A 23,014-nucleotide genomic window follows, 5' to 3' on the forward strand; every position below is an offset into this window, starting at 1 on the left:
CTGCCCGACTCGGGCAACATACGCTCATTGTCTTCTCACGCTTGCGCGCAACGCTGACATGAAAAAAATCGGTTTTCTATCGTTTGGCCATTGGTCTCCTTCGTCCCATTCGCTTGCGCGTTCTGCTTCCGACGTCCTGCTGCAATCCATCGACCTCGCGGTTGCCGCGGAGCAGCTCGGCGCGGATGGCGCGTTTTTCCGCGTGCATCATTTCGCGCGCCAGCTCGCGTCGCCGTTTCCGCTGCTGGCGGCTGTGGGTGCGAGAACCAGCCGCATCGAGATCGGCACGGCCGTCATTGACATGAGGTACGAGAACCCGCTGTACATGGCCGAGGATGCGGGCGCGGCCGACCTCATCGCCGGTGGACGCCTGCAACTCGGCATCAGCCGCGGCTCGGGCGAACAGGTGATCGACGGCTGGCGCTATTTCGGCTATGCGCCGGGCGAAGGTGAGACACACGTCGATCTGGCCCGTCGACACACTGAAGTGTTCTACGAAGTGCTGCGCGGCGAAGGTTTCGCTGAGCCAAATCCCCGACCGATGTTTGCGAACCCGCCGGGCCTGCTACGCGTCGAGCCCCATTCCGAAGGGTTGCGCGATCGCATCTGGTGGGGCTCGGGATCGGATGCCACCGCCGTCTGGGCAGCCGGTATGGGCATGAACCTGCAATGCTCGACACTGAAGAACGACGAGTCGGGCCGTCCGCTCCATGTTCAGCAGGCCGAGCAGATTCGCGCGTATCGGCAGGCATGGAAGGACGCCGGACACGTACGCGTGCCGCGCGTGTCGGTGAGTCGCAGCATCTTCGCGCTGATGAACGATCGCGACCGCATGTACTTCGGACGCGATGCGAACAGCGACGACACGATCGGCCTGCTGGACGGCAACATCCGGACAGTGTTCGGCCGCAGTTATGCGGCAGAGCCCGACGCGCTCGTCAGGCAACTCGCAGCCGACGAGGCCATTGCGGAAGCCGACACGCTACTGTTGACCGTGCCGAATCAACTCGGCGTGGAGTACTGCGCACACGTGATCGAATCGATCCTCACGCACGTCGCCCCCGCGCTCGGCTGGCGCTAGCGCGACGGCTCGGGCTTCAGCGCAACGGAAGCCAAAGCGGTCCCTCCCACGCTTTCAGCGCATCGAGAAACGCCTTCAATTTCGACGGCATGAAGCGCCGCGTCGGAAAGATTTCGGGGCGGCGCCAGCTAAGGCGTGCTTTGTCTCGTGAGGTCGTCCGTTCGCTACACTGCGCACTTGCGCTGATATCCTGCCAGGAGGATGCACATGGACCGCATGGTGGCGTTGGAGACTTTCGTAACAGTTGTCGATGCGGGTTCATTCTCTGCCGCCGCACGCAGGTTGAAGCTGGGCCAACCAGCCGTCTCAAAGGCAGTCGCACAGTTGGAGGAACGTCTGGGCGCCCGTCTGTTATTAAGATCGACACGGGGCCTGGCGCCGACGGATGCCGGTCAGCGGTTCTACGATCACGCACTCAGAGCCATCGACGAGGCGGAGTTGGCCGAACAAGCAGTGCGTGAATCGGCGGATGGCTTGTCCGGCCGACTGCGCATAGGCGCAGCCGTCACCTTCGCACGGTTGCACGTCTTGCCGGCACTGAAGTCCTTCCTGGATCAACACCCCAGTCTGAGCATCGATATCGTACTTCATGACCGGTCCGTCGATTTGCTTGAAGAGGGCGTCGATGTCTCATTGCGTATGGGCACCCTGGACGATTCGACCATGACTGCGCGCCGTATCGCCACCGGGCGGCGGCTCGTCGTCGGCACACCGTCATATTTCGCGGAAGCGGGATGTCCGCAAACACCTGTCGAGCTAAACCGACATCAAGCGGTCGTGTACTCCGTCCGAGGCGGCGGTGAATCGTGGTTGTTCAGCCGCAGTGACGGCTCCGACTCAACCGTGACGCTGTCTGGCCGAATAAGCGTGAACGCAGCTGAAGGCATGCGCTCGGCGGTACTCGCTCACATGGGCCTTGCTGTCGCTTCGGAATGGATGTTCGCCCCCGAACTCGCGAACGGCACAGTCAAGGCCGTCCTGACTGACTGGACGTTGCCGCCGATTGATCTGTGGGCAGTTTTTCCGTCCGGCCGCATGGCAACCACGAAGGCGCGTGCTTTCGTCGCTTTTGTCGAGCACCTTCTCAATGAGCGCAAATCGAGCGAGGACCTCACCGCCTAGCCGCTTCGCACCTGGGCGCTGACTGCTTCGGTCTGCCCCCTCGTCGCAGGAATAGGAGCTATTCCTCACGCGCGACTACCGCGCGATGCCACCCGAGCGGAGGATACGCATCAGCCGGTGCACGAAAACATTGGCTCCGATGCAGCGGTCCCCCCCGGCTACCCGGGCCGGAGAACCGCTTTGAAACCTACCTGTTGAGGAAAAAATGACTCAAGCTCTGAAAGGCAAACTCGCCCTCGTTACTGGCGCTTCGCGAGGAATCGGTGCAGCTATTGCCGCACGTCTTGCGCGCGACGGCGCGTCGGTCATCGTTCACTATGCGTCGAGTCCGGCGCGGGCCGAAGCAGTCGTCAAGGAGATCCGTGATGCCGGTGGCGAGGCTGAGGCTGTCGGCGCCAACCTGTCGCAGCCCGAAGGCGTCAAGAGCCTTACTGACTCACTGAACGGCGCGTTCGGCGGCCGCTTCGAGGGGCGGCTCGATATCCTTGTTAACAACGCTGGCACGGTCGAGTACGGCCCATTTCTCGATTCTTCGGAGACGTCATACGACACTCACTTCAACCTGAACGTGCGTGCGCCGATCGAACTGGCAAAAGACGCGGCAGCGCGAATGGTCGCGGCGGGATGGGGACGCATTATCAACGTGGGCTCGGCCTTTGGCGAAGCCGCGCCCCTGCCTGGCGTGACGCTCTACATAGCATCGAAGTTCGCTCTCAGAGGCTTTACTCGCGGGCTATCTCGCGAACTCGGCAAATACGGCGTGACCGTGAATGCCGTCCAGCCCGGCCCGATCGATACAGAACTTGCTCCCCAGCCCGGCACGGAAGACCACGCAACGATGACGAAGCTCGCAAGCGTGGGACGTTTCGGCAAACCGGCAGAAATCGCGGCGGCCGTAGCTTATCTCGCCAGCCCCGAAGCAGGCTATACGACCGGCGAGAGCCTGACGGTCGACGGTGGATGGATCGCCTGATCCGGGCCGCCAAGCCGAGTGCTATTCGAATGCCGCGTGCATTTCGGATAGCGTCGGCTAAACGGCGCGACAAAGGCATTGATGGGCAATGCGCATCTACCTCGGCCCCGGTCGTACACGGCGGTGCCGCTAATCCTTTTTGACTAGCGGCACATCGCCGCCTCATCCTCACGGCGGATACCCGGTCACGGATTTCGTCGTCCACGCGAAGGACGGTCCATGCACGTTTCGCATCGAGACGGGGCCGGTCGCCTACACGGCGCTGATGTTCGTTGTCGGCGTTGCCATGGCGATCGGCAAGGCGTCGGTATTCAAGTTCGTCTCGGATGAGTTCTCCGCGAATATCGGTGCGGTGTCGGGCATCGTCGGCCTTGCGGGCGGTCTCGCCGGCTTCCTTTTGCCGATCCTCTTCGGCGTGCTCGTCGATCTCACGGGCGTACGCACCACCTGTTTCATGCTGATGTTCGGCGCCACCGCCGTCAGTCTCATCAGCATGCATTTCACGTTTCAACCCAAACACTAGCCATGTCATCAAGATACCTGCTCACCCGATGGGAGCCCGAGAACGCCGTCTTCTGGCGTGCGACGGGAGAATCAGTTGCCCGCCGCAATCTCTGGATTTCAATTCCCGCGCTCGCGCTGGCCTTCGCGGTGTGGTCGCTCTGGAGCGTGGTGGTCGTCAGTCTCGATAAAGGCGGCTTCCACTTCACGAAAGATCAGTTGTTCTGGCTCACCGCGTTGCCGGCAGTGTCGGGCCCCACACCATCAGGTACGTGGAGTTGTACCAGTCGGCGGATTCGGGTACGTCGGTCTGTTCGCCCCAGATTTGCGGCGAGGCAGGCGGCAAGTCGCAATACCAGTCGTAGAACGACAGACACGCACCGCCGATCAGACTCAGATAGCGCGCGCCGGCGGCGTAGGACACCATCGACATGGCCGGAATCGGCGAGAAGCCGATCACGCGATCGGGTCCGTACTTGCCGATGGTATATGCATTCGCCGCCGCGATGATCTCGGTCGCCGTGTCCCAGTCCGCGCGCACGAAACCGCCGAGGCCGCGCACGCTCTTGTAGCGCTTCGCCTTCTTTGGGTCTTCGCAGATCGACGCCCACGCCGCGACCGGATCGAGCGTCTTGCGCGCCTCGCGCCACATTTCGACGAGTCGGCCGCGAATCATCGGATGCTTTACGCGCTGTGATAACCGGCGAGGTTCACATAAATGGTTCCGCTGACGACGAGCCCCCACACGAACGACAACGCTTCCTGTGCAGCCACGCTGGTGGCGGAGTAGAACAACCCGTAGCCGAGCACGGCGGCAATCAGAAAGCTCACCGAGAGCATTTTGCGAGCCGACAGGGAGTCGCCGATCCAGCCGCCAGCAATCGATGCGAACACACCGATTCCGTAGGCGCTCATCACGTGTCCGGTAACGGCCGGCGTGAAGGCCAGATGCTCGCGCAGGAACGTTGGGTACATGCCGAGATACTCATAGATGATCAGGCTGCCGATCAGGCTGAGCACCGTCAACAGAGCGGTGTTGCGGTTGAGCAGCGTCGGCGCCGCGGAAATCTGCGCGCTATTGCGGCTCGCTTCCGCGGCCCGGACTTCGCTGAACCATGGGCGCACCGCCACAGCGAGCAGCACGATCGCGACCACCCAGAGGAGGCCGAATACGACCATGGGAAACCGCCAAGTATGCCGCATCGCAAGCAAGCCGCTGCCTGCGATAGGGCCGACGATCGCGCCGACGCCGAACGAGAAGTTCACCGCGCCCACCGCAGTTGACCGGAAGCGGGTGAAGTAGCGGGTGCCGATTGCGATGATCACCGACAGTTGCATTGCCTCGCCGATGCCGGTCGCGGCGCGATACAGCAGATGTCGACAAAGCCGTGCGCGCAGGCAGTCAGCACCGTGCCGAGCGGCAGTCGCGGCGTTATCGCGCGTACTGTTCGAGCGCGTCAGCGAGGGCATCGAAGGTAACGCGGCAGCGCGGGCTCGCGCGCAGATTCTCGTGCATCGTCACCCAGGTTTCGAGTTGGAGCGCGAACGCCTTCGACAGCACGCGTACGAGACCATCACGGCGCGCAATCGCGACATGACATCCGCCGATTCCCGCGCCCGCGCGGATGAGTGCGAGTTGCGCAAGATCGCTATCGGCGCGCATCGAAAACATCGCGTGACGAAAACCCGGCAACGTGCGACTCACATCGCGAATGAACGCGTTTGGCTGGTCGTAGCCGATGACGGCGTGCTCTGCGAGCGCCGCCATGCTGCGCGGCGTGCCGTGACGGTCGAGATAGTCGCGCCGCGCGTGAAGCCCGACGTCGATCACGCCGACGCGCCGCGCGACGAGTTGCGTCTGACGCGGACGCACCATGCGCACGGCAATATCCACTTCGCGCCTCAGCAAGTCCTGCACGCGGTTCGACAGCACGAGTTCGACGATCAATCGCGGATGCCGCTCGCGCAACGCCGCGATGACCGGCGGCAGCACTTCGACCCCGACCACTTCGCTCGTGGATACGCGCACGACGCCCTGCACGCCCGCGCCATCGTCGCCCGTGTGGCCGCTCGCCGCGCGCTTGAGCGATGCCGCCGTGCTCTGCATCGCTTCGGCGTGCGACTGTAATGCAAGCCCAACGTCGGTTGGCTGAAGCCCGTTCTGTGAGCGCGTGAATAAGCTCACCTTCAGCGCCCGTTCGAGCGCTTCAACGTGGCGCCCCGCCGTCGGCTGCGTGATGCCGAGCGCCCGCGCTGCACCCGACAGCGAGCCTTCGCGCAGCACTGCGAGGAACGTTCGGTAGAGCTCCCAGCCGATGTCGTCTGCCATACGTTTTTGTATATCGGATAAACGAAGTTCGCCAATTTTAATGTGCGCGCGAAGGGCGGAGAATGGCTCCGCCAACAACTTTGGGGGCGTGACATGGCGCAAGGCGAAACGGTTTTGATACTTGGGGCGACGGGCGGCATTGGCGGGGAAGTGGCGCGGCAATTGCGCGACGCGGGCTGGCGCGTGCGCGGGCTGCGGCGTGGCGCGGGGGCATCAAAGGGCGACGGCATCGAATGGATTCACGGCGATGCGATGAACGCGGCCGACGTGACGCGCGCGGCGCAGGGCGTATCCGTGATCGTGCACGCGGTAAATCCGCCGGGCTACAAGCGCTGGGCCGAACTCGTGCTGCCGATGATCGACAACACCATCGCGGCCGCGAAGGCGCAGGGCGCTACCATCGTGTTGCCGGGCACGGTCTACAACTTCGGGCCGGACGCGTTTCCGTTCATCGACGAAGACGCGTCGCAGCATCCCGTCACCAGGAAAGGCGCGATTCGCGTGGAAATGGAAGCGCGTCTGCAACGCGCGAGCAAGGAAGGCGCGCGCGTGCTGATAGTGCGCGCGGGGGACTTTTTCGGGCCAAGAGCGGGCAATAACTGGCTCGCGCAAGGACTCGTGAAGCCCGGAAAGCCGGTCACGAAGATCAGCAATCCGGGTGCGCGCGGCATCGGACATCAATGGGCGTATCTGCCCGATGTGGCTCGCACGATGGTAAAACTGCTTGCGCACCGCCATTCGCTTGATGCGTTCGCGCGCTTCCACATGAGCGGTCATTGGGACGAGGACGGCACCGGCTTGGCCGACGCGATTCGTCGTGTAGTCGCGCGCCGCATCGGACGCGAGCCCTCTGTCGGCGGCTTTCCGTGGTGGCTGCTTGCGCTCGCCGCGCCGTTCAATGTGACGTTCAGGGAGCTTCGGGAAATGCGCTATCTATGGACGACGCCCGTGCATCTGAATAACGCGCGGCTCGTCCACACACTCGGGCACGAGCCGCATACGCCGCTGGACGTGGCCGTCGAAAAGACGCTCATCGGCCTCGGATGTCTCACGACTGACCTTCACGCTTCGATATCGAGGCTCACATCGTAGAGCGAGCGGCCGTTCAGATGGCGCGGCGAGACGGGCCTCGCGCAGCTCGCGGGATCAATCTTCGAGCGACCTGAATACTGCTGAAGTGCGCGCTGGCGAGCGGCTCCGCGAATTGCAGGACGCCAGGCTCACGTAGCGCAGATTCGGCAAAAAGTCAGATTCAGTTCGGTCGGGCCGAACCTTCCCCCATTGGGTGCGACTGCACCTCCCGCCGTACCCCCATGCGTGACAATTCGTATTATCAGGAATCGCGCTGAAAATAATTTCGAAAACGTCGAGGCGGCTTTTTGCTTTCCGTTGGTGGTTCGGGGTGGTGTTGACGCCGATGACGGGAAGCTATCACCGTAAAACAATCCGACGACCGTTTCGAATCGCAACGTTAAGAATCTTTCCACCATGCCGACCCGCGGCATCCGCAAACCCGCAAAGCCCCGCCAGCCGGGGCCTTGACGCATTTGGCCCGGCCCTTGCATTAATTGCGCTCCAGACAACCCGGAGCTGCACATGATCGAACGAGGCCGAGCCACCACGCTCACCCATACCGTCACGACCGCGGATCTCGCGTCTGCTCACGCGCAACGCACGGGCGAGCGCTACCCCGACGTGCTGTCCACGCCCGCGCTGCTGTCGCTGATCGAGCGCGCGTGCGCCGAAACACTGCGCGATGCTGTCGGCGAAGGGCAACTGTCCGTCGGCGTGACGACGCATCTTAATCATTTCGCGCCCACGCCGCTCGGCGCCGAAGTCTTCGCGACCGCGACTTTCCGCGACCTCGAAGGCTCGCTGTACTGGTTCGACATTGTCGCTTCCGATGCCGGCGGCCCGGTCGGCACGGCGAGCCACGCGCGCGCCATCGTCGAGCGATGCGCGATCGAAGCGCGCGCCGCGATGACCCGCTCACACGACGAGAGAAGGCACATGGCTGATCATTCCCCGACGCACGGCGTCTTTTTCGACGAAGCGTTCGAAACGCTTCCGCCCGCCGACGTGCGCCGCCAGCAGGACGCGCTCTGGGCATCGCACTGGCCGTATCTGCGCTCGATGTCCGCGTTCTACCGGACCAAGCTCGCGCACTGGACCGGCCGCGACGACATCACGCTCGATACGCTCCAGGACATGCCTTTCACCGAGAAGGACGAGCTGCGCGTGAGCCAGGAAGGCGCGTCGCCGTACGGCAATTACGCCGCGTGCGCGGAAGCCGGCATCGCGCGGCTGCATCGCACGTCGGGCACGACCGGCCGGCCGCTGATTCTCGCCAACAGCGCTCGCGACGCTGCGGACATCGCCCGCGTCGGCGCGCGCTCGATGTGGGCGGCGGGCCTCCGTCCGGACGATCGCGTCGTGCATTGCCTGAACTACTGCATGTGGACGGGCGGCTTCACCGATCACACGATTCTCGAAGCCACCGGTGCGACGGTCGTGCCGTTCGGCGTCGGCAACACGCGGCTCCTGATCGATTCGATCCTCAATCTCGGCATCAACGCGATTTCCTGCACGCCGTCCTATCCCGCGCTGATCGAACAGGTGTTGCGCGAGACCCGCGGCCCCGCGCCGCGCGATCTCCGGCTGAAGCTCGGTCTCTTCGGCGGCGAAGCGGGTCTCGACAATCCCGAACTGCGCGCCGCGATGGAAGAGAAGTGGGGCTTCAAGGTGCGCAATGCGAACTTCGGCCTATCGGAAGTGCTGAGCATTCTTGGCGGACAGACCGACTGGACCCACGATCTGCTTTATCACGCGGCGGACGTGGTGTTCGCCGAGATCGTTGACCCCGAGACGCTCGCGCGTGTGCCGATCGAAGCGGGCACGACAGGCGAGCTCGTTTGCACGCACTTGCGCAAGCAATGTCAGCCGCTCGTGCGCTATCGGACGCGCGACGTCGTCACGGTGACCGCCACCGATCCTGGTCCGGACGGCCGCAGCGCGTGGCGCTTTCGTGTGACGGGCCGCACCGACGACATGTTCAACGTGCGCGGGGTGAACGTGTTTCCGGGCGCGGTGCGGCTCGCGGTCGAGGCGCTGCCGCAATGGGCGTCGGGCATGTTCCGCATCGTGCTGAAAGGGCCGGGTCCGTACGACCGCATCGCGATGACCGTCGAGGCCGCGAACGGCTTGCCCGTCGAGCGCTGGCCGGATGCGGCGCTGCGCATCGAGACGACCGTGCGCGAGCGCATCGGCGCGAGCGCGGCCGTGACCATGGTCCCGTTCGAACACTTTCCGCGCACCGAAGGCAAGACACGCTGGATCGACAAGGAGCCCGCATGAGCTACGTGAAGACAAGCATGGATGGGCCCGTTTGCATCGTGACGCTCGCGCGCCCCGAGCGCATGAACGCGATCGGCGGGCCGCTGCTCGACGATCTGCACGACGCGTTGCAACGCGCGAACGACGACGCGTCGTGCCGCGTGATCGTGCTGACGGGCGAAGGCCGCGCGTTCTGCGCGGGCGACGATCTCAAGGAATTCGGCGAGCAGAGCGCGAGCGATGCGAACATTCGTAGTCACATCGAGCGCATCCAGCGCATCACGCGCGATTTGATGTTCAACGCGAAGCCGGTCGTCGGTGCGGTGCATGGCTTCGCGGTCGGCGGCGGTTTCGAGTGGATGCTCAATTGCGACATCGTCGTGGCGTCGGACGATCTCGTCGCGTTCTTTCCGGAAATGGAGTGGGGCCAGTTCGTGACGGGCGGCGTCACGCATCTGCTGCCGCAATCGGTCGGCCATCAACGCGCGATGGAACTGTGGCTGCTCGGCGAACGGCAAAGCGCGCAGTCGCTGTTGTCGATGGGGCTCGTCAATCGCGTCGTGCCGCGCGCTGCGATGCTCGCCACGGCGATGACGCTGGCGGCGCGCATCGCGCGGAAGTCGCACACGTCGATTGCGCGTCTCAAGCGGACCGTCACCACGGCACTAACGGACACGCTTTCGCGCAGCCTCGAACTCGAATTCGCGGCGACCATCGAGGCCTTCGCGGACCCCGACGCCGCCGAGCGCGTGAAGGCCTTCGCGACGCGCAAGGAGAATGCACGATGAACCCGAAAGCCCTGACCTTCGATTACTTCGGCACGCTCGTCGATGTCGATCGCGGCGGCACGCTCGGCATGACGGAAGTGCTGCGGCGGCTGTCCGTCGAAACCAATGACGCACCGTTCGACATCTATCTCGACTGGGACATCCGCAACGTGCGGCTCTACCGCGGCCAGGCGTACGCGCGTTATCGCGATGTCGCGCAGCAGGCGCTCGCGGCCGTGCTGGATGCGCGCTGGCCCGGCGCGCGCCGTGGCCACACGATGGATGCGCTGACCGATGTGTTCCTCACGCATCTCGTCGAGGCATCGCCCGCGCACGAGGACGCGGCGCCGTTTCTGGACTGGGCCGCGTCGCGCTATCCGCTCATGCCGATCACGAACATGGATAGCGACCTGTGGCGCCGCACGCAGCTCACGCGCTACTTCGAGCACGTGACGACCGCGGAGATGGCGCAGGCGTACAAGCCGTCGCAGGCGATCTTCTCGCTCGCGCTCGACCGCCTCGCGCTGCCCGCGCAGGAGGTGCTGCATTGCTCGCTCGCGAGCTGGGCCGATATCGACGGCGCGAAGCCGCTCGGCATGGCGGTGGCGTGGATCAATCGCGGCGGCGATACGCTCGGCGCGTGGCAGCCGCGTCCGGATTTCGAGTTCGACACGTTGTCGCCGGTACGGGACGTTCTGGATAGTCTGTCATTCACAGCGACTGGGGAAACGATATGAAACCGATGAACATGGCGATTGCGTGCGTCGTATCCGCTGCGATGCTGTGCAGCGTTGTACACGCGCAGCAAGTGGTCAAGATCGGCGTGGCGGGACCGCTCACCGGCAGCGCGGCGCAAAGCGGCAAGGACGACGAGCGCGGCGTGCGCCTCGCCATCGACGAGCTGAACGCGACGGACTTTACGATCGCCGGCAAGCCCGTGAAATTCGAGCTGATCTCGATGGACGATCAGGGCGATCCGAAAGTCGGCGTGAACGTCGCGCAGAAGCTCGTCGACGATGGCGTTTCGGCGGTGATCGGCCATTACAACTCGGGCGTGAGCATTCCGGCGGCGCGTATCTATAACGATGCGCATGTCGTGATGATTACGGGCGCATCGTCGAATCCGGATCTCACGCATCTCGGTTATCCCTACGTGTTTCGCCTCGCCACCAACGACAACGTGATGGGAGGTCGCATGGCGGTCTATGCATCGAAGGTGCTCGGCGCGCAGCGCGCCGCCGTGATCGATGACCGGACCGCATACGGCACGGGCGTCGCCGACGTGTTCATCAAGACCGCGCAGAAGGAGGGCATGCAGGTCGTCGCGCGGGAATACAGCACCGACAAGTCAACCGATTTCAAGGCGATCCTCACGCAGATCAAGTCGCGCAATCCGCAGGTCGTGTTCTACGGCGGCTACTACGCGCAAGCCGCGACGCTCGCGCGGCAGATGGGCGAGCTCGGCGTGAACGCGACGCTCGTCGGCGGCGACGGCATCTGTTCGCCCGAGTTCGACAAGCTCTCGGCGGGCGTCGCCGACAAGCGCATGTTCTGCGCGCAGGGCGGTGCGCCGCTCGACACGCTGCCCGACGGCAAGACGTTCCGCGCGAAGTTCAAGAGCGCGTTCGGCGCCGATGTCGATACTTACGCGCCCGCGTTCTACGCAGCGACGCTCGTGGTCGCCGACGCGATGCAAAAGGCGGGATCAGCGAAACCCGAAGTATTCGTGAAGACGTTGCGCGTTCAGTCGTTCGCGAGCATCCTCGGCCCCGTGAAGTTCGATGCGAACGGTGACTGGATCGATGCGCCGGTCACGGTGTATCGGCTGAACGGCGGCGCGCTGACCGCGATCGCGCAGAAGGACTGATGCGCCACGCGACGCCGGGCGGCGGGATTTTGTCCTGATATATTCGAAGCCGTTGCCCGACCGTTCGCAGGCAGACATGGCCACCGTTGCGCTCGATCCCGACATCGCCACGCTGGAGAGCGCGCTCGCGTCTCCCCGCTGGCGCTTGGCGCGCCGTCTCGCGGCGCGCGAAGCGAAGGCATGCATCTGCACGCTGGATCGCGGCGGCCATGTGCTCGAAGGCGCCGCGCATATCGCCGATGCCACGCTCGATGCGTTCCTCGCGCAGTGTCCGTCGGATCGGCTCGCCGCCCTCGCGGAAGCGGCGACGGCGACATCGGATGGACGGTGCGTGATGCTCTCGTTGCAAGGCGCGGCTGCATCGGTTGCGCAGGCGTTCGCGCTGCGCGTCGATGCGCACGGGCGGCGGGTCTTTCTCGTCGCGTTGCGTTCGCCTTCATCAGATGATCCGACGCCCGCTCCGTGGATCGCGCTGCTCGGCGCGACGCTCGACGTCCTGCTTCACAGCGCCTTTGATCTCGCCGCCTATGACACGCTCGTCGAGGAACAGCGCGCGATCATCGATCATATCGGCGACGGTCTGATGGTCATCGGGCAAGGCCACGTGCTGCGGCACGTCAATTCGGTCGCGGGGCGCATCCTCGGCATCGATCCGAAGACGAGCATCGGCAAGACGCTCAACGAAGTGATCGATTTCGAGCCGATCGTCGGACCGATTTATCGCACGGGCGTGGGCTATGTCGATCGCGAACTGATCATCGATTCGCCGGCGCGGCATCTGCATCTGCTCGACACCGCCATTCCGATCAAGAACCGTTGCGGCGAAGTGGTGTCGGTCGTCAACACGTTTCGCGAGATGCGGCGCGTGCGCAAGATGGCCGGGCGCTACGCGGGCAATCACGCCCGCTTCACGTTCGGTAGCGTGATCGGATCGAGCGCGGGTCTGAAGCGCGCCGTCGATGCCGCGAAGAAGGCGGCGCGCGGCGCATCGAACGTGTTGTTGTCGGGCGAGAGCGGGGTCGGCAAGGAAGTCTTCGCTCAGGCGATCCACAATGCGAGCGCGCGCGCCGCGCAGCCGTTCATCGCGATCAACTGCGCGGCGTTGCCGCATGCGCTGATCGAAAGCGAGCTGTTCGGCCACGCGCCCGGCAGCTTCACCGGAGCGGCGCGCGACGGCCGTCCGGGCAAGTTCGAATCGGCCGATGGCGGCACGGTGTTTCTCGACGAGATATCGGAGCTGCCCATCGACGTGCAGGCGAAGCTGCTGCGCGTGCTGCAAGAGCGCGAAGTCACGCGCATCGGCGATACGCGCGGCATTCCCGTCGATGTGCGCATCATCTGCGCGAGCAATCGTGATCTCGCGTCGATGGTGATCGCGAAGACCTTCCGCGAAGACTTGTACTACCGCTGCAACGTGATCGAAATCACGATTCCGCCGCTTCGCGAGCGTCGCGAGGATATCCGTGCAATGGCGGCATTCTTTCTCGATCGATACTGCACGCGCATGCACAAGCCGACGCCGGAGATCGCGGAAGAGGCATTGCGGCAACTCGAAGCGCACGACTGGCCGGGCAATGTGCGCGAGATCGAAAATCTCGTCGAGAAGATCGTCAATTTCAATGAGGGCGAGCGTATCGCGGATGTGTCGTCGCTTCTCGGCAGTGCGCCTGTCGCGCAGACGGGCCGCGCGTCGCCGGACAATCTTGGCGCGCCGGTTTCGCTGAAGGAAGCGGAACGCATCGCGATACAGGCCGCGCTCGAAGCGTGCGGCTTCAATGTGACGAACTGCGCGAAGCTGCTGCAGGTGTCGAAGCCCGCACTCTACGCGAAGATGAAGCGGCATGGGATTCGTATTGAGAGGGCGATACGTGCGCCGGATTGAGGATCGCCAGTCGCCGTCTTTCGTCAGCAGCGACCAGACGGCGAGAAAGGGCACGGAACCGGCTCGCATCGCATGCGGATTATTGCGAACGTTATGAATGCCGCCGCCCATGCCCGGATCGATCCATTCGCCGTCGTCCTGCCGGAGTTCACCGGGCGTGAAGAGCACGTAGGCGGTGTCGTCGTCGATGAAGGGCGCAAGCGTGGCGTCGAGCCACTCGCATGCGGGATAGCGCGTCTGGGGCCGAACGCCATCGTCGGATGGTGTCTGCAGCCGCTCGAACACGCGCGCGGCGACGCGGCATTCGCCTTCCGGCAGTTTCTCCGACTGAAACAGCTTTTCCGCAATGGCGATGAAAGCCGCCACGTTCTCCGCACGGCGATTCATAAGAGCTTCCCCGCGACCAGGTGCTTCGGAAGACCATGCTGATTTTTTGCCGTTCGTGGATCGGTCTCGCCAAGAACATGTTGCAGTTCAGCTTGCGGAGCTAGACGTCGACGGTCTTGCGAGCGTCGAGGAGCCTGTTCGCCGCGCGCCGCGCCCATTTCCCCGAAAAGCCGCTGCTTTTCGAGTCTGATCGCAGGATCGGCTTTCATACGCTTCCCTTACGCTGGCGACGTCGATGCAAGGCTTTGCGAAGCCGCATCCGTATGTCACACGCCGTGCCTGCGGCGCGCAAATTCCAACGAAAAGGTCATCGTGAAGCCCATTCTTTCCACCGTCGCGGCGGGTGCGGCGTTTTCCCTGTTTCTTTCCGCGTGCGGCGGCTCGACGCCGTCCACGTCGGGCGGCGTGTATATGGGTCCGGTTGCGAACGCATCCGTGACCGCGCACGAGATCTCCGCCGACGGCACGGTGTCCGACAAACCCGCCGCCGTCGCCACCACCGATAGCGACGGCACGTTCAGCCTGCGCGGCACGCTGCGCTATCCGCTGCTCGTGCGCGTGACGGGCGGCAGCTTCGAGGAGGAAGCGAATGGAACGGCCACGAGCCTCTCCGGCGAACTCGACGCGGTCTATCTCAGCGCGCCGTCGCAGATGGTCGTATCCGCGTACTCGAACGCGGTCGTCGCCGATGCGCGCGCCGCGGGCGGCCTCGTCGCGGGCCATATCGCCGCGGCGATGGCGCGCGTGAACGCGTTCGCCGGCGATATCGACGTGCAGCAGACGACGCCGACGCTCGTCGCGATGGGCACGGCGTCGGCGGTCACGGACGGCGCGAAGATGGCGCTCGCCCTCGGCGCGGAATCCGAAAGCCGCACTACCGACGGCAGTTCCATCGATGCGAGCACGCAGGACATCGTCGCGCAGGCCGCCAACGGCGACACGCTGACTTCGTGCCACGCGGGCGCGGGCAATGTCGCCGCCGACGGCACGCTCGGCGCGCCCGACGGCGGCAACTGCTCGATCACGGCGGGCGCGTCGATGCACATGTCGAACCCGCGCAACCGCTCGGGCATCACGTCGGTCGCGCAACTGGAGCCGGTGATGCCGGGCGCGATCCAGACGGCGAAGGGCAGCGCGTCGACGTGCGGCGACCGCATCGCCTTGCTGAACGACAACCTCGCGCTCTTCGAAGGCCGCAGGAACGACGTGCAGGCGAAGCTCACCGGCAATATGACGAAGACCAACTGGTCGACCTTCCAGACGACGAGCAGCTGGGGCCCGCTCGCCGGCCAGTACGGCGCGATCGAGCCGCCCGCCGGATGCACGGACATCGCCATGTTCCAGCGCGAACTCGTGATCGCAGTCGAAAATTACTGGGTCGATCAGAATGTCAACTATTGCCATCACCACGTTCCGGGCTGGCTGCCGCCGGACGATTCGTCGTCGGCCGATCCGAGGTATCGCAATTCGTCGAAGGGCAGCACGTCGGGCGAGAAGAGCAGTTCGACGCAGAAGTACGGCATGACCTGCACCGCGCAGCGCAGCGGCATCGACGGCTCGCAGATCGTTCAGCACCAGGGCGAAGCGAGCGCGCAGGCCTTGCCGCCCGCGCAGATTCAATGGCACGGCGTGGACTGCTCCGACTTCACCGCGTGGGTCTACAACTTCGCGGGACTGACCACGGACAACCGCGAAGTCGAAACCGGCATCACCACGCAGGCGTGCATGACGCCCGCCGGCGCGGCGAGCACGCCCAAATGGGCCGGTCCGCAACAGACGGGCGTGCTGCTCGACATCAATCACGGCAACTTCGACGACACGTCGAAGCACCTGCTGCCGGGCGATCTGCTGTACATCACGGTCGCGCCGCCGAAGGTCAACAACGTGACGGTTCCGGAGACGGCAACCTCCACCATCGCGCTGTCGCATGTCGTGACCTGGACGGGGAAGAAGTGGTCCGAGCTGCGCAACGGGCCGGAAGGCTGGCGCTACGATCCGGCGCACATCGGCGAGCCGGGTTCGCGTCTCGGCGGCGATCTCGCCTACATCCTCAACGATAACGACGTGCTGCACGCGCTGAAGACGCTCGATCCGTACATGATCATCGACAGCCATTACGCGGGGCCGGCGTATCGGCCGTTCTACGGGTGGTACCGCGGCAGCGTGTCGAACGTGCGGCGCATCATCGGCGCGGACGAAGCGCGCGCGAATCCGCAACTCGCGGATCTGATCATCGAGCAACAGCCGTCGATGGCGCGTCCCGCCGCCAGGGGCACGCTCGGTCAGATCGTACTGGCGTCGAAGCACGGTCTCGCGAACGGCGGATACCGCCTCGCCTACACGCAAGGCAGCAACGGCGCGCTCGCGAGCTGCCAGCGGGTCGGTGTCGCGAAATAAGCGCGAGGTTAGCGAACAGCCGGCGCCGAGCAAGCGCGATGCAACGCGCGATGCAAAACACGCGGCGCGGCAAAGCCACGAATAGTCGCCTCTTTGGCGCTCTGCTCGGAGCTTTGGCCGCGCCGCGCATGGCTACACTGCGACGTACTCGAACCGGCGCGACACAACAACAAGGAACGGCGATGGCCGACGCTGTGGATCATTATTTCGTGGGCTTGACACAGCAGATTTCGGCTGGCGGACTCGCGCGACTGCGCGGTCATGGCGCGCCCACGATGCCGGCGTCGGTCGTCTATCCGGTCGGCGCGCGTTTCAGGCATTTCGTCGGGCCGCTGGTCACGCTGCTGACGAGCGACGCGCGCGTGCGCGAAGTCGTGCTGCGCCCCGTGCTCGGGCGGTATGGATCGAGTCAGGAACTATCCGTCGGTCTCGAAGTGAAAGCCGAAGCGGGCTTCGACGCCGCAAGGCTCGCCGCGAGCGTGTTCTCGCTCGCGAACGGCGCGGCGCAGACCGATGCTTTCGTCGGCCGCGTGCTGCCGCCGGGCGAGTGGACCGACAACGCGCGTCCCGGCCTCACGGTCATGTTCAAGGTGCCCACGCGCATCGCGGATACGGTCGAACTCGTGCGCCAGATCGTCGGCTTTCCCGGCGAAGGCTGGGCGATCGACGGTTTCACGATGATTCCCTCGGCCGATAGCCGCATCGGCATCGTGCAGGGTTTGCGCTACATCTTCCTTCCCGAAATCAGCGTCCGATGGGACGCCGGCCTGCGCGAGCGCCTCGGCGCGAACGAAAGCGAGATCGACGTGATCCTGCTCGATCAGGCGACGCGCATCGGACGTCTGTGCAAGCTGCTCGTGCAGGACGAGACCATCGAGGCCGCGTGGCTGAGCTGGTTCGACATCATGGTGGCGGGCATCGAGGACTACCGCGAGGTCATCGCCACGCTGATGGCGGAGCAGGGCGCGCGCACGGCCGATCCCAAATCCATGACGCGCATGGCCTTTTCCGAAATCCTGGAACTGACGAGCGCGAGCGTGCTGCAAAAGCGCCTGGCGTTTCTCGGCCACGGCGGCGCACGGCAGGACGAGACGGCACGCGCGGACATCGTGCCGGGCGTCGCCGCGTGAACGGCTCCGGTTACATCCGTAACGCAGCCGCCGGACATTGCAACACGGCGGTAGCACCGTCGCGCGAGACTCACGCAGAAGCAACAACGACGGAGCAAGCGATGAAAGCAACAGGCAGGCAAGGCAAAGCGCGCCGCACGCGGAGAAAGGCAGCATGACGCCGGAGCAGCTCAGGAACGCGCTCGCCCGCGACCGGCAGATCGCCGATATCGATCTGAGCGGCATTGATCTGTCCGGTCAGGACTTGTCCGGAAGCCGCTTCACGAATGTCTCGCTAGCGGGCGCGAATCTGTCGGGCGCGATGCTCGCCGGCGCGGAATTCCAAAAGGTCGCACTGTCCGGCGCGAATCTGACGCGCGCGCAGGCCGCGGGCGCGACATTCACGCGCGTCGATCTGCGCGCAGCGAATGCGCAGGACGCGGACTTTTCCGGCGCACATTTCAACGCCTGCGATTGCAACGCGAGCTCGTTCGCCGGGGCGCGGCTCATTCGCGCCGATGCCTACGGCAGCGTATTCGCCGGAACGGACTTCTCGCGCGCGACGCTCGTTCGCTGGACCGCGATGAACACCGATCTCGCGAGCGCCAAGCTGGCGGGCGCGTCGTTGCGCAATGCTTATCTAAAGGGCGCGAACCTTCGCGGCCATGATCTGCGGACGTGCGACCTGACCATGACGATTCTCGACGCCGCGCAACTGCAAGGCGCGAATCTCGGCGGGCTCGCGCTGGACCGCACGAGTTTCATCGATGCGCAACTCGACGGCGCAATGCTGGCCGGCGTGAAAGGCCAGTACACGGCGCTGCTCGGCGCGCGGCTCGCGCAGGCCGACTTGCAGGGCGCGCGCTTCGATTTATCGGATGCGAGCGGGGCGGATTTTTCCGACGCACGCGCCGATGGCGTGCACTGGGACCGCTCGGTATTGAAGAAGGCGACGTGGCGGCGCGCATCGCTGAAAGCCGCGCGGTTCGTGAACTGCGAGCTGTCTCATGCGGATTTTTCCGAGGCGGACGGCTCCCGCGCGGATTTGAGCGGCTCCAACGCACACGCGCTGAAACAGGAACGCACGCGCTGGGACGGCGCGAACCTGAGCAACGTGCGTCCCACGGACGACCTGCTGTTGCAGGCCGAAGAGTGGCGCGCCCGATGACGCGCCCGGCAGAGCGGACGCGGCAAACACGACTCGACACACGACTCGACAGGCGGAACGAACCATGAAGCAAACCAATCTGGTCCCGATGATGCGGGCGAGCAACGACGAAGCGGCCAGTCTCGTCTACGCGACCGTGACCGGGCGCGCGGGACAGTGGTACTTCCTGAGCGCAGCCGATGGCTCTCTGGAGCGCGCGCTGCGCGCGGATAGCTGCCTCGTCGAGCCGGATTGCGGCGATTCCGTGCTGGTCTGCCGCGCCGGCGCAAACGTCGCGGCTTACGTGCTGGCGGTGCTGGCGCGCGCGGTCCCGGACAGCGCCGATCTGCTGCTGCCGGGCGGCGTCGCGCTGCACGCGGCGCAAGGCGGGCTGCGGATCGACGCCGCGCGCATCCGCATGAACGCGACGTCGGAGGTGGCCATCGGTGCGCCGCGCGTGGCCGTGGAGGGCGTGATCGGCGATCTCGCCTTCGACCGGATGAACGCGTCGATTCGCGAGACGCAGGCGCGCTTCGGCATCGTGCGGACGGTCGCGCGGGAGATGACATCGACGGTGGAGCGGCTGGTGCAAAAGGCGCGCACGAGTTTCCGCTGGACCGAAGACGTCGACGAAACGCGCGCCGGCCGCGTGCGGATGCAGGTCGAGGAGCGGCTGCACATCACCGCGCAGCACGCGAGCGTGCTGGCCGAGGGCCATGTGCGTATCGACGGCGAAAAAATCGATCTCGGCTAAGGGGAACACCATGTTCGCAGTCACCAAACAGGCCGGGCAGTGCATGGGCGCGCCCGACGTCTGCAAGACGCCCGCGCCGCCCGCACCGCCCGTGCCGATTCCCTATCCGAACATCGGGATGCCGATGCTCGGCAATCCGGCGACGACCAAGGTGATGATCGGCGGGATGCCGGCGCTGACGACCGCATCGCAGATTTCCATGAGCGACGGCGATCAGGCCGGCGTGGCGGGCGGCGTCGTATCGAATCAGGTGATGGGGCCGGTCGCCTTCCCGCTCGGCAGCGTCTGCGTGATGCTCGAAGGCGCGCCCGCCGTGCGGCTCGGCGACATGACGCAGCACAACGACGGCAATATCGTCGGCTCGGTGGTGGCGCCGAGCCAGGCGATCGTCATGGTAATGAGCTGAGGCTCGCGCACACATGAAACGGCCATGCGAACGCCCGGAACCTGCGGCAGTGAAGGACGCGCGGCGCGACCAAGCGAGCGGCGCGCGACGCCGCGGGGCTGTTCGAACCCAAAAAAGCCTGTGAGGAAAGCATTGTGAATGCACCGTCTGACAACGTACTCGCGAATCGGCGCTTCGATTTCCGATCCGCCGCGCACGATGCCGGCAAGTTCGCCGTCGTCGAAATGGAAGGCTTCGAGGCGATCTCGCAGCCCTTCCGCTTCACGCTGACCCTCGTGTCGGAAGATGCGTCGATCGATTTCGACGCCATGCTCAGGCATCCCGCGACGTTCGTCATCTATCCGCCCGATGGCCGCGACAACGTGCCGTATCACGGCGTGCTGGCCGAATTCGACCAGTTGCATCGTGCGGACGGCTACGTGTTCTATCGCGCCGTGCTGGTGCCGCGTCTATGGCGGCTGTCGCTGTATCGCATCTCCGAGGTGTATCTCGACGAACAGCCGATTCCCGCCACGCTCGAGCGCGTGCTGAAGGACAGCCAGTTCACCGACAGCGATTACGCTTTCCGCCTGAGCGGCAATTTCGAGCGCAACGGCGCGTACCGGCCGCGCAGCTTCGTCTGTCAGTACGAGGAGACGCATCTTGATTTCGTGTCGCGCTGGCTCGAAAACGAAGGCATGTATTACTACTTCGATCACGACGCGGGCGGGCAACTGATCGTCGTCGATGACCGCATCATGCACGACGCGAACGCGGTGCAAGTCGACTATCGTCCCGACGACGAGATGGACACCGGCGTCTCCGGGCGCTCCGTGCGCGACTTCGTGAGCCGCCAGAAGCCCTTGCCCAAGGAAGTGATCCTGCAGGAGTTCAATCATCGCAAGGCGGCGGTGCCGCTGAAGATCGTCGAAACCGTATCGGACGACGGGCTCGGCCAGGTCATGCTCTACGGCGAGAATTTTCGCGGCGAGACCGAAGGCCGGCGCTACGCGAAACTGCGCGCGCAGGCGCTCGTCTGCCAGGGCCGCGTGTTTTCGGGCGAGGCGACGGCGGTCGGGCTGCGCAGCGGCTACTTCGCGCGGCTCGCGGGCCATTACCGGCAGGATTTCAACGACACCTATCTCATCACGGAGATTCATCACCGGGGCACGCAGGCGGGCGCGCTGCTGGCCGGCGCCAGTGGCGCGCGCGGCGAGACGTCGTATCGCAACAGTTTTCGCGCGATTCCCGCGAACGTGCAGTTCCGGCCGCAGCGCGCGACGTCCAAGCCGCGCGTGGCCGGCACGATGACCGCGTTCATCGACAGCGAAGGTTCGGGCCAGTACGCGGAGCTCGACGAGTTCGGTCAGTACAAGGTGCAACTGCCGTTCGATCTGACCGACAAGAATCCCAACAAGGGCTCCGCGCGCGTGCGCATGGCGACGCCCTATGCGGGCAGCGACCACGGCATGCACTTTCCGCTGCACAAGGGCGCCGAGGTGCTGCTGTCCTTCACCGACGGCGATCCGGACCGGCCCGTGATCGTCGGCGCGGTGCCGAATTCGGAGAATCCAAGCGTCGTCGAACAGGCGAGCGCGCACGAGAACCGCATCAGCACGGCGGGCGGCAACATGCTGCATATGGGCGACAGCGAAGGCAAGGAAGTCATGTGGCTGCATTCGCCGTTCCATAACAGCACGATCGGCATAGGCTCGATCGATCCGAAAGGCGGCGGCAGCATCTGGAGCAGCACGGCGGGCAACAGCGAAACCGTCACGCTCGGCACGACCAACGCGACGAGCGTCGGCGGCAAGAACACGTTGACGGTCGGCGCGGCGACGACGCTGTCGGCGGCCGTCAACAACAATGCGACGCTCGGCGCGACGCTTGCGATGTCGGCGGGCATGAGCGTCACGTGGAACGGCGTGTTCGCCGGGCTGCCCAACGCGGCGGCGGTGGGCGGGATCGCCGGGGCGGCGGCGGGCGGCGCGGGACTCGGGGCGCTCGCCGCGACATCGGGCGGCGGGGCATCGTCGATTGCGGGCAATACCGTCGCCGGCGCGGCGATCGGCGGTCTCATGGGCGCGGCGGCGGGCGCGTCGGGCGCGGGCTCGTGGCTGTCGCCATCGGTGCAGTCGCTGACCATCGACGATTCGACCGGCATCACGCTCAATCAGAAGCAGAACCAGCGCGCGGTGGAGAAAGTGACGCTGTCCGGCGGCCAGTTGCCGCTCGTCACGGCGACCGTGAACACGGTGAAGACGGGCGTCAAGATCGCGGCCAGCACCGCGCTCGCCGCGCAGGCGGCGCTCGCGATCGCCTCGACCTACAAGGCGTATCAGAGCGACGGCGCGAAAGCCGGCGCGTGGACGCCCAACACGACCGGGCTGCTGGACGCGCAGTACGCGCTCGCCGGGGCCGAGGCGCTCGGCGTCTATGGCTTCATGCAGTACGCGGCGCGATCGCTCGCCACGACGCTCAACACCGAAGCCGCCTACGTGAGCAACGTCACGCTCGACGACAAGGGCGTCAATCTCGGCGTCGGTCTCGCGGGCGTGGGCGCGAAGCTCGCGATGTCGACGCCCGATCTCGGCGCGAACGCGAGCGTCGCCATGACCGTGGGGCCGGCGGGCTCGCTCGCGAAGCTGTCGATGTCCGCGGCGGGCATCGCGATGACCACGCCGGCGAAATTCGGCGCCACCGGCAGCGATGTCGCGATCACCGGAGTCGCCACGACGACGATCAAGGCGCCGGCCGTCACCGTCGAGGCGGCGGCAGACCTGGCGCTCAAGGCTATCGGCAAGGCGAACCTGAGCGGCGCTTCCGTGTCGGCGCAGGCAACCGCCGATGTCGAGATCAACGCCGCGGGCAAGGCCGTGCTGCGCGGCCTCGGATCGACGACCGTGAGCGGCGCCACGGTGCTCCTGTACGCCGATTCCTGGGTGGCCTGCACCGGCAAACTGATCCAGTTGGGCTGAAC

Annotated in this window: 17 protein-coding genes and 5 pseudogenes; 17 read left to right on the top strand and 5 right to left on the bottom strand. The window is 65.2% G+C overall.

The window, feature by feature from the left end; translation table 11 throughout:
- Nucleotides 1-58 precede the first annotated feature (58 nt).
- Nucleotides 59-1,081, top strand: a complete 1,023-nt coding sequence (locus NCS58_RS31915) for an LLM class flavin-dependent oxidoreductase (RefSeq protein WP_061118525.1) — start codon at nt 59-61, stop codon at nt 1,079-1,081.
- 16 nt (nt 1,082-1,097) lie between these two features.
- Here the strand turns inward: NCS58_RS31915 and NCS58_RS34575 are convergent.
- A pseudogene (locus tag NCS58_RS34575) lies at nt 1,098-1,208 on the bottom strand (LysR family transcriptional regulator); the annotation flags it as partial.
- An 80-nt stretch (nt 1,209-1,288) separates the two neighbouring features.
- On the opposite strand from NCS58_RS34575, the gene NCS58_RS31920 reads away from it, so the two are divergent.
- The 4 genes and pseudogenes from NCS58_RS31920 to NCS58_RS31935 form a co-directional block, all read left to right on the top strand.
- The gene (locus NCS58_RS31920) at nt 1,289-2,203 is read left to right on the top strand and encodes a LysR family transcriptional regulator (protein WP_250478454.1); all 915 of its coding nucleotides are present in this window, start codon (nt 1,289-1,291) and stop codon (nt 2,201-2,203) included.
- 205 nt (nt 2,204-2,408) lie between these two features.
- Nucleotides 2,409-3,176, top strand: a complete 768-nt coding sequence (locus tag NCS58_RS31925; RefSeq protein WP_250478455.1) for an SDR family NAD(P)-dependent oxidoreductase — start codon at nt 2,409-2,411, stop codon at nt 3,174-3,176.
- 178 nt (nt 3,177-3,354) lie between these two features.
- Nucleotides 3,355-3,699: pseudogene (locus NCS58_RS31930) on the top strand (MFS transporter); the annotation flags it as partial.
- Nucleotides 3,700-3,701: 2 nt separating this feature from the next.
- Nucleotides 3,702-3,938, top strand: a pseudogene (locus NCS58_RS31935) (nitrate/nitrite transporter); the annotation flags it as partial.
- On the opposite strand, the pseudogene NCS58_RS31940 reads toward NCS58_RS31935, so the two are convergent.
- The 3 genes and pseudogenes from NCS58_RS31940 to NCS58_RS31950 all read right to left on the bottom strand — a co-directional run.
- Nucleotides 3,910-4,374: pseudogene (locus NCS58_RS31940) on the bottom strand (molybdopterin-dependent oxidoreductase); the annotation flags it as partial. The pseudogenes NCS58_RS31935 and NCS58_RS31940 sit on opposite strands and share 29 nt — an antisense overlap.
- Complete coding sequence (locus tag NCS58_RS31945; protein ID WP_284502489.1) at nt 4,362-5,147, bottom strand: MFS transporter; 786 nt, start codon at nt 5,145-5,147, stop codon at nt 4,362-4,364. The gene NCS58_RS31945 and the pseudogene NCS58_RS31940, both read right to left, overlap by 13 nt.
- Nucleotides 5,110-6,006, bottom strand: a complete 897-nt coding sequence (locus tag NCS58_RS31950) for a LysR family transcriptional regulator (RefSeq protein ID WP_250478456.1) — start codon at nt 6,004-6,006, stop codon at nt 5,110-5,112. The genes NCS58_RS31945 and NCS58_RS31950 overlap by 38 nt, the downstream gene beginning before the upstream one ends.
- A gap of 93 nt (nt 6,007-6,099) precedes the next feature.
- On the opposite strand from NCS58_RS31950, the gene NCS58_RS31955 reads away from it, so the two are divergent.
- The 6 genes from NCS58_RS31955 (at nt 6,100) to NCS58_RS31980 (ending at nt 13,855) form a co-directional block, all read left to right on the top strand.
- Complete coding sequence (locus NCS58_RS31955; RefSeq protein WP_250478457.1) at nt 6,100-7,098, top strand: NAD-dependent epimerase/dehydratase family protein; 999 nt, start codon at nt 6,100-6,102, stop codon at nt 7,096-7,098.
- Between the two features lie 504 nt (nt 7,099-7,602).
- Nucleotides 7,603-9,360, top strand: a complete 1,758-nt coding sequence (locus NCS58_RS31960) for a thioesterase, FlK family (protein ID WP_250478458.1) — start codon at nt 7,603-7,605, stop codon at nt 9,358-9,360.
- Entirely contained in the window at nt 9,357-10,127 is a 771-nt protein-coding gene (locus NCS58_RS31965; RefSeq protein ID WP_250478459.1) for an enoyl-CoA hydratase/isomerase family protein, read from the top strand. Before NCS58_RS31960 ends, NCS58_RS31965 begins: the two co-directional genes overlap by 4 nt.
- Nucleotides 10,124-10,843: an HAD family hydrolase gene (locus tag NCS58_RS31970; RefSeq protein ID WP_250478460.1), complete on the top strand. Its 720-nt coding sequence runs from the start codon at nt 10,124-10,126 to the stop codon at nt 10,841-10,843. The genes NCS58_RS31965 and NCS58_RS31970 overlap by 4 nt, the downstream gene beginning before the upstream one ends.
- The gene (locus NCS58_RS31975; RefSeq protein ID WP_250491310.1) at nt 10,840-11,973 is read left to right on the top strand and encodes a branched-chain amino acid ABC transporter substrate-binding protein; all 1,134 of its coding nucleotides are present in this window, start codon (nt 10,840-10,842) and stop codon (nt 11,971-11,973) included. Before NCS58_RS31970 ends, NCS58_RS31975 begins: the two co-directional genes overlap by 4 nt.
- Nucleotides 11,974-12,049: 76 nt before the next feature.
- A complete protein-coding gene (locus NCS58_RS31980; RefSeq protein WP_250478462.1) occupies nt 12,050-13,855 on the top strand; it encodes a sigma-54-dependent Fis family transcriptional regulator in 1,806 nt (601 codons plus the stop codon).
- Nucleotides 13,856-13,954: 99 nt separating this feature from the next.
- Here the strand turns inward: NCS58_RS31980 and NCS58_RS31985 are convergent.
- Nucleotides 13,955-14,242: pseudogene (locus NCS58_RS31985) on the bottom strand (dimethylsulfonioproprionate lyase family protein); the annotation flags it as partial.
- Between the two features lie 411 nt (nt 14,243-14,653).
- On the opposite strand from NCS58_RS31985, the gene NCS58_RS31990 reads away from it, so the two are divergent.
- The 6 genes from NCS58_RS31990 (at nt 14,654) to NCS58_RS32015 (ending at nt 23,012) form a co-directional block, all read left to right on the top strand.
- Nucleotides 14,654-16,639, top strand: a complete 1,986-nt coding sequence (locus tag NCS58_RS31990) for a hypothetical protein (protein WP_284502498.1) — start codon at nt 14,654-14,656, stop codon at nt 16,637-16,639.
- Nucleotides 16,640-16,821: 182 nt separating this feature from the next.
- Nucleotides 16,822-17,769 (top strand): hypothetical protein, encoded by a 948-nt coding sequence (locus NCS58_RS31995; protein WP_250478465.1) that lies wholly within the window; start codon nt 16,822-16,824, stop codon nt 17,767-17,769.
- 154 nt (nt 17,770-17,923) lie between these two features.
- Nucleotides 17,924-18,916 carry a pentapeptide repeat-containing protein gene (locus NCS58_RS32000; RefSeq protein ID WP_250478466.1) on the top strand — a complete coding sequence of 331 codons (993 nt, stop codon included), beginning with the start codon at nt 17,924-17,926 and terminating at the stop codon, nt 18,914-18,916.
- Nucleotides 18,917-18,980: 64 nt separating this feature from the next.
- Nucleotides 18,981-19,649, top strand: coding sequence for a DUF3540 domain-containing protein (locus tag NCS58_RS32005; RefSeq protein ID WP_250478467.1), 669 nt, complete (start codon nt 18,981-18,983; stop codon nt 19,647-19,649).
- A gap of 10 nt (nt 19,650-19,659) precedes the next feature.
- Nucleotides 19,660-20,055: a DUF4150 domain-containing protein gene (locus tag NCS58_RS32010; RefSeq protein ID WP_250478468.1), complete on the top strand. Its 396-nt coding sequence runs from the start codon at nt 19,660-19,662 to the stop codon at nt 20,053-20,055.
- Between the two features lie 134 nt (nt 20,056-20,189).
- The gene (locus NCS58_RS32015) at nt 20,190-23,012 is read left to right on the top strand and encodes a type VI secretion system tip protein TssI/VgrG (protein ID WP_250478469.1); all 2,823 of its coding nucleotides are present in this window, start codon (nt 20,190-20,192) and stop codon (nt 23,010-23,012) included.
- The last annotated feature ends 2 nt before the right edge of the window (nt 23,013-23,014 follow it).

It is taken from the genome of Caballeronia sp. INML3B, assembly GCF_023631305.1.
Classification (GTDB): domain Bacteria; phylum Pseudomonadota; class Gammaproteobacteria; order Burkholderiales; family Burkholderiaceae; genus Caballeronia; species Caballeronia turbans.